This window comes from Vibrio sp. 1180_3 (genome assembly GCF_029478545.1).
GTDB lineage: Bacteria > Pseudomonadota > Gammaproteobacteria > Enterobacterales > Vibrionaceae > Vibrio > Vibrio aestuarianus.
Map to the genome: position 1 here is coordinate 1 of NZ_SJFM01000070.1, position 5,061 is coordinate 5,061.

The following is a 5,061-nucleotide window of genomic DNA, read 5'->3' on the forward strand; positions in this document are numbered from 1 at the left end:
CGTAAAAGACCAGAAATAGAATAAGTCAAAATACAGCTCTAACATACCAACTATAAATATATTAATAATCAGTATGATAGAGATTGATGTACATGGGAATCAGACTCATCAAAGCGGAGAAGAGCCCCAAAAACAGGCCAATTTATGACAAAAGAAATGAGTCATGATTCTTGTGCTAGAAAGGTTTGGGGCAAAATATTCTTACATTAATCACTAAAATTAGAAAAATGTGGATAACTTTTGGTATCGGAAAGTTGCTTAGTTAAGCGTCCAGTTCTACTGGAGCAGAGCACCTTAGCGCTGTTTCTCTTTCTTAAGACCGCGTTAAATCAATCTATCAGCAACTCAATATGCAACTTTGTCACTATTCATGGATGGTTGAACAAACAAAGTTCATCTCTAAAGGGGATAGCCAACCCAGAGATGAACTTTAATCTACAGCTAATTGACGTTGCTGTTGGGTGTATACTTCAGTCAGATTAGCTGATCACAACACCAATACTTAGAAGAATCATGATCATGGTACAAAGCACGCCAAGCAATGGGCCAATGAATTTTAGCCAAGATGAGTAGGCGACTCGCCCAATGGCTAGACCACCCATCACCACGCCCGATGTCGGTGTCACAAGGTTTGGTAAACCAGAGGCAGATTGGTAGGCAGTGACAACCAGTTCACGGCCAACACCAGCAAAATCCGCGAGTGGGGCAAGGACTGGCATTGAGAGTACCGCAAGCCCTGAAGAAGAGGGAACGACCAAACACATCACGGCTTCGACCCAGTAGATAGCATTGATGAATGCGATTTCGTTTAACCCACCTAATAAGCCTTCCGCGTAATGCAAAATGGTGTGGGTTATGTTGCCGTTATCCATGACGACCACAAGGCCACGAGCAATAGCGATGATCAGGGCCACTCCCAGAAGATCGCGCGCTCCGTTTACAAAACTGTCGGTAATTTCAACTTCTGACATCCGGCCAACGAAGCCAACAAGAATGCTTGAGCCAAGAAATAGAGCGGAGAGTTCAGCCATCCACCATCCTGCTGCGGATACGCCCCACATCATAACGGCGAAAGTTAAACCGAAGATAGCCAGTACCGCTTTACGTGTGTTGTTTAGTTCTGGTGTTTCTTGCTTTTTACTGTGCAGGAAATATTCTAAGTTTGACTCTTTCTGGTGAGCGACGATTGAAAGCTCAGGGTTATTTTTCACTTTCTCTGCATAGCGCATGACATAGATAACACAAACGATCCAACCAAGAACAAGGATCACGGCACGCAGAGCAAAGCCCTCCATAAAATTGATTTCAGCTGCGTTAGAGGCAATGACAGTTGCAAAAGGGTTAATAGTAGAGCCTAAACAGCCAATACCAGCACCAACCATGATAATAGCAACGCCAACGATACTGTCGTAGCCTGCTGCGATCATTACAGGTATCAGCAGAGCGTAAAAAGGAATAGTTTCTTCCGCCATGCCGTAAACGGTACCACCCAGCGCAAACAACCCCATTAGTATAGGGATCATCCATTTCTCGCGACCTGATAGGCGTTTCATGGTTCCGGCGATGCCAGCATCAATCGCGCCGGTTTGGGTTACTACAGCCAAAAATCCACCGATAACCAATACAAATAGGGCGACGTCCACTGCACGCGCCACGTAGCTACCTGGGTCATAGAAGCCTTGAATTGGTGCCATTAAAATATCGACGATACCTTGAGGGTTTGAATCAACGGTTTGATACGTACCAACCATTGGCACCATACGGCCTAGTGTTTCATTGGTTTCCATCTGGTACTGACCGGCCGGGATAACCCAAGTTAAAATGGCCATTAGTACGGTCAGTATCATCAAAATTGTGTAGGCAGAAGGGAATTTAAATTTTGTCATTACGATGTCCTTTTATTTCTTATGGGGCCGAAGCCCCATTGGTCGGATTTAGCCCAAAAGCTGTTCCTTCACGTTAGCTAACGAATTCCATGATTTGTTGAGCGGACATATCGCCAAGTCCCATTTTTTTTAATGTTCTTCCAGATTCGAAATAATTGGTCTCGTTATACGCATTGTCGATGTGCAGACAAGATGTCACCATAGGTGTGTCAATACCGACCAGTTTACCGAGCTCGTAACAAGGGACGAGAAGGTAAGCGGCATCTTCCGTGATGTATCGGTTGCTGGCTGAGTTGGGTGCGCTGTTCAGTTTGCCGTGGGTTTCTGAAGTGCGGTTAACCTCATAAACACTTTCACATTTCATACCGTAAAGGGCATTCATTGCTTGAAGCTCAGGCAACAGTTGTAATCCTAGCGCTTTGCCTATGGATTGACGTTCTGACTCCATTACTGCTGCCGCTTTTGCTGTTGAAACTGAGCAGCAATCTTTGTAGTAATTGAATTGGCCATCGAAGTTTTCTAGTAAGCCAATATTGAGTGTTGTTAGTAATGGATGTCCGCCAAAGTTGATGTTTTCTAATCCGGCTTCAATGACATTACTAAGCCTTGTTAGAGGTAATGGCATCACAGTTTGTAAGGCTGCAATAGCCTCTTCCGTTCGATTTGCAGGATAAGCGGCGACAGGAAGGTGCTCTTTCATGCCTAAAATAGCGATCTCTGCAGGCCCAACAATTCGAGTTGCCCAGGGAATCGAGATTGCGTCAACAAAAGTGATATCTAAATGGGCAAACCCTTGTTCATTTTTAATTCGATTTAGCGCTAATGAGCCATAATTCCCTGGCATAAGCATGATAATTTGGCCATCACGTAAATGAGGCAGCATTTGAGTAAAGAGTGGCTCTTGCGCAAATGATGGAACCGGTAAGACGAGTAAGTTGGCATATGAGACTGTCTCTGCCAGATCGCGGCTGATTTTGTCACACACCTGAAAGCCACTGTAAGTCAGTTCAACGTCATTAAAGCTTTCAAGTGCACAGATCCCTCCTCGTTGTTCTATGTCTGCCAGAGGATGGTCAAAACCTGGCGAGCCATAGAGGCAGACATCAGCACCTTGTAGGGTAAAGTGATAGGCAGCTGTTAATCCAGCATTACCGGAGCCAATCACAGAGACGCGCGTTTTCATAATTTCTTCCTTATTGATTTTTGTTTTTCTGGTTGAGAGCTTAAGGAAGAAGGCATATTCGTCGCCAATGATTAAGCTGGAGACTAGTATGCAAAAAAGGAATGATGAGCGACTAGTGTTATCTCAAGGCATTGACTTTATTAGTATAAATTGATTTCACCAAAGTAGTCTGGCATCTCTGTAACTGTGAACTTACTCAGAATCATATTCATTGAGGTTTCGCATTGGCCCGATTTTGAGCTGAATATTCATCGCGTCAGCTTGTAACATGAATTGCTCAATGAACTGTTCCGCATTTCGGTGAATGGGCTTTAACGAAGGGTAGAGAATATCAAATTCAAACGGCAGGCCGAATACTAGTGGTTTCATTACGACCTTTGGGTGCTCGCTTTCCATGTAAGCGGTAAATGGATCAGTGATCGCGATCCCGACGCCTTCTCGAACTAAGGTTGCAGCGGTGCTTGCCAGTGAGACTTCGATTTGCTCAATCGTTGATAGGTCATAGCGACGTAACAATGCATCGACTCTTCTCTGAGTAATATCCTTTTCGTGGCGGATGAGCACTTGACCCGCGATATCGTAGATGTCTATGACCGATCGTTTGGCCAGTGGCGAATCGGAGGGAATAAGACAGACGCATTCGCATTCTACTTTCTGTGCTTTTACACCCGCGAGATACTCATCAATAAACGCAAAGCCAATGTCTGTTGTTTGACTTTGAACCCGCTGAATCACCTCTTCGGAACGATATGTTTTAAACCCGACTTTGACTTTAGGCGTTTGCTTTAAAAAGACCGCTAAGATTCTGGGCAAAAAGGCGTTTGAGAGAAGAGGCATCGCTGCAATATTCAGTGTCCCGAAATGGCGCGAGCGAATTGAATTCGCAGCGTGATCGAGACTTGATACAGCATCAAAGACTTTGGAGACTTCAATATAGAAGGCTTCTCCCTCATTGCTAAGCTCCAAGCGATTTCGTTTACGAATAAAAAGTTGAAAGCCAATTCGTTGTTCTAAACTGGCTAATAGTCGACTGACGGCGGATTGACTAAGTGATAAGCGCTCTGCTGCGGCAGTGACGGTTTGACATTCAACAATGGCTTTAAAAGCATTGAGTTGGGTTAGCTTCATTACATACAGCTCTGGATACAGGAATCGATGAAATTACCAGAAGCTTTAGTGGAATACCTTGAGCTGCTATGAGTAATCAATATTTCTTGGCAACTTTAAAGTGGATAAAGCTCAACTAAAAGTCGTTTTAAACAGTGATCCGCCCCAGAATTTTTTGACATCGAGTTAAATGAGTACAATCACTAACGAGGTGAACAATGACAACCAAGAAAACTAGAATTAAACACTCCCCCTGAATTAAAAGCAGAAGCACTGAAGCTAGCAGAGAAAGTAGGAGTAGCTGCGGCAGCAAGACAGCTTTCTTTGCATTAATCTCAGCTCTATGGTTTGCGTAAGGTTGTCAATAAAGACGCTAAGACCAGTCGGCGGAGACCGCCACAACTACACTAATAGCAGCAGTAATGACTGGTAAATGAATAAAACGAAATGATTCCATATGAACCGATTTACTCGATAAGCCTAACGGTTAATAGACGGATTTCTTCCATGCTTATATGCAACCGGTCATGGCGATAATTATGGTTATGCTTAATCAAAATCACGTACTATGTAGCTTACAGAATGTGAATTACGGGAATTACTGAAACTTTCCGTAAACTCCGACGGGTTCTGAAAAATACGATTTCCAACCTGTCCACGCCCAAAATGAGCGTGGTCTGCTCTTCTTAATTCGGATTAGATTTGGTAGGAAAAAAGCACGCCACTAAACTTTGTAGAGTATTTGATCTAATATATTTTGGGGCGTGCGACGTGAGGTCGTATGAAGCGCTGTTCACCGCTTAATGTGTGAACCATCTGTATCACCAGATGAACCTAGGACTCTGAATAAAGTAGCGAGTCTGACAATGTAACGAAGGCTGGTCA

Annotated in this window: 3 protein-coding genes; all 3 read right to left on the reverse strand. The window is 43.9% G+C overall.

Annotated elements, in window-relative coordinates; all coding sequences use genetic code 11:
* Positions 1-479: 479 nt before the first annotated feature.
* Positions 480-1,886, reverse strand: a complete 1,407-nt coding sequence (locus tag EYW48_RS20325; RefSeq protein WP_277432956.1) for a YfcC family protein — start codon at positions 1,884-1,886, stop codon at positions 480-482.
* A 73-nt stretch (positions 1,887-1,959) separates the two neighbouring features.
* On the reverse strand, positions 1,960-3,069 hold the full coding sequence (locus EYW48_RS20330; RefSeq protein WP_132941366.1) for an NAD/NADP octopine/nopaline dehydrogenase family protein: 1,110 nt from the start codon (positions 3,067-3,069) through the stop codon (positions 1,960-1,962).
* Between the two features lie 192 nt (positions 3,070-3,261).
* Entirely contained in the window at positions 3,262-4,197 is a 936-nt protein-coding gene (locus EYW48_RS20335) for a LysR family transcriptional regulator (RefSeq protein ID WP_277432957.1), read from the reverse strand.
* Positions 4,198-5,061: the final 864 nt, after the last annotated feature.